General features: G+C 64.7%; 2 protein-coding genes and 1 pseudogene. All 3 read right to left on the reverse strand.

The features are described 5' to 3' along the window. Positions 1-444: 444 nt before the first annotated feature. The gene (locus ACWC2T_RS45870) at positions 445-1,683 is read right to left on the reverse strand and encodes an IS701 family transposase (protein WP_450676223.1); all 1,239 of its coding nucleotides are present in this window, start codon (positions 1,681-1,683) and stop codon (positions 445-447) included. A gap of 197 nt (positions 1,684-1,880) precedes the next feature. After that, positions 1,881-2,156 (reverse strand): hypothetical protein, encoded by a 276-nt coding sequence (locus ACWC2T_RS45875; protein ID WP_450676222.1) that lies wholly within the window; start codon positions 2,154-2,156, stop codon positions 1,881-1,883. 158 nt (positions 2,157-2,314) lie between these two features. Continuing rightward, positions 2,315-2,656: pseudogene (locus ACWC2T_RS45880) on the reverse strand (hypothetical protein); the annotation flags it as partial.

Raw genomic sequence — 2,656 nt, forward strand, 5'->3', positions numbered from 1 at the left:
CAAACTGCGGTGCTCGACCACCCGGATCACCAGCCTCGTCCAGGCCATCCTCACCCTCCATCTGACCAGCTCAGAGTGAAGATGGAAAAGGCTCAATGCCCGCCCGCGAGCTGCGCATTCAGGGCCTGGACTAACGTGACACACGGTTACCACCGGATGTGAGCCAGAGCCGAAGACCGTACAGACCCCTCGGCGATCTCCTCGGCGATCGGCGATCCGCCCGTCATGTCCCCGAGGGAGGCGATAGGTCGACTCGGCTCTTTCAGGCCAGAAGCATCCTTAGTACTCCAGTTGCACTTCGCTATCGCCGCTGGTCAGAGACTGTCTTCTGAGCATACTCAGCTGCCGCATCGTCATGTGGTCGAAGTTCGTGACCGGCGGTGCGGCGTTTGTAGTGACAGCGCATGGCTATCGCCTGGTGGCGACGGCGCCACTGGGACCAGGTCAGTATCCGATCAATGTGGCGGCGGTGGTGGCTTGTCCTGGGGCGGCAATTCGCCAGGAGCCTGCGGATCTCTGCCAGGCTGAGCGGGACGAGGAAAGATCCGTTTCTGCGGCCCCCTTTGCATCTTCGGCCTGCGCTGCCATGGCGGCGAGGAAGGCATGGGCGAGCATCGCGAGAGTGATGTGCCGGTACCAGCCCGGGTAGCGGCGGACTTCGTACTGGTCCAGGCTGCACTCGTTCTTCGCGCTCTGGAAGCAGGACTCGATCGCCCAGCGGGAACCGGCAACCCGCACCAGCTCCGCGACACTGGTGTCGGCGGGTGCATGGGCCAGGTAGTAGGCGATCTCGTCCGGGTGGGCAATGCTGCGGCGGGCGAGTACCCACCGGTGGTGCGAAGGCTCGCCACCGCCGAAGAAGGGAACAGCCGGGAGCTGGGCGGCTGCCCAGTCGTAGATGCGCGGGCCCTTGGCCCCGTCGCCGCAGGAAAGCCGCTCCCAGGCTTCGTCGGGGGCGTCACCGATGAGTTGGTCGATGCGCCAGCAGCCGGCGAGGGACTTGACCTGCTGCGACTTCGGGACCGCGACGACGTAGCCCAGCCCGGCCTCCTCAGGCATGCGGCGGAAGTGCCAGTCCTGGCCGTAGAGAGCGTCCGCCGTCACCCAGGCGATGGGCAGGGGTGAGGCGAGCGCCCGGGCGATAAGGCTGCGGGCAAGCTCGGTCTTGGTGGCAAAGGCCCGGGCGTCGGGCACTCCTGCCGTGCGGCACCGTTCCCGGTCGGACGTCCAGGACTTCGGCAGGTACAGCTCCCGGTCCACCAAGGTCCGGCCTCGCGACGAGGTATAGGCGGCAAACACGGCGACCTGGCAGTTCTCCGTGCGTCCTGCCGTGCCTGAGTACTGCCGCTGCACGCCCGCCGAAGTGCTGCCCTTCTTGAGGAAGCCGGTCTCGTCGATGATCAGGACACCGTCGGGCTCGCCGAGGCGTTCGGCCACGTATTCCTGCAGGTCGTCGCGGACCTCGTCCGGATCCCACCGGGCCCGGTTCAGCAGGTGCTGCAAGCCGGCTGGGACGTCGTGGCCGACATATTCCGCAAGCTGCCAGCCGTTCTTCCGGTCGACAGGGCCGAGCAGCCCGCGCACGTAGTCCCGCATCCGCCGCCGCAGATCGACCCGGCCGAACCGGTGACCGACCCGCAACAGCACCTCCTCAAGCTCCGAAGCCCAGACACCTGGCCGCACATCGTCTTGCACGATCAGCACAACAGTGATCAGGGGCTACCGGTCACGAACTTCGACCACATGACGATGCGTCAGCTGAGTATGCTCAGAAAACAGTCCCTGACCAGCGGCGATAGCGAAGTGCAACTGGAGTATTAGAGCTCGTAACACGATCTTGTTTGCACGGCGGTCTAGGCGATCCATCCGTTGGCGGGGAGTCAACGCGGAGGGCTCGGACGTCGTCCGTAGTAGGGCCGCACGGTGCTGGCAAGCTTGCGCTGGATTGACCGCAGCGTCCTGATGGTGGCCTCGTCGGTGAACCCCGTGGTCGTTGGCCATTCGACGCCCGAGCCAGCAAGATCGCTGACAAAGACGATCTCTGTTGCCAGGAGCGTTCGTGCCCAGTCCATTGCCTTGAGCGGGGCGTCTTCACCGAGTGCAGAATTCAGCACGCGGCACTGCTCGAGCAGATCCTGAGTGTCCGCGAACCCCATGCCGACAGCGAGGGAGTCACTGCACCGAGCTGGCCCGCCCCATTCAAGGAGGGAACGCCGAAGCAGTTCGACCTCGTGCTCGGTCAAGAGCTCGCTCGCCCGCACCATAGGTTCTGGCAACAGCTCTGCCCTCCCGTCTGAGCCGAATAATGACAACACTACCTGTTCTTGAGGCGTCTCCAGCAGATGAGACCGCAGGCCAGTGAGACAAGGGCGTCGTGCAAGTCGAGGCGCCTTTCCCAGCGGACGGCCAGGCGCTTGAAGTGGTGCAGGAGCGAGAAGGTCTGCTCGACGACGTAGCGGAGCTTGCCCAGGCCCTTGATGTTCGGTGCGCCCTTGCGGGAGATCACCGGCAGGATGCGCCGCCTGCGTAGCTCGCGCCGGTTGGGGTTGCTGTCGTAGCCCTTGAGCCTTTTCCAACCTGCTGCTGCAGCCTGGTAGTTGGGCTGACAACATGGTGAAGCCCCTGGTAGATGGGTTTTCGACCAAGAGAACCGTGT

The organism is Streptomyces sp. NPDC001393 (assembly GCF_053597455.1).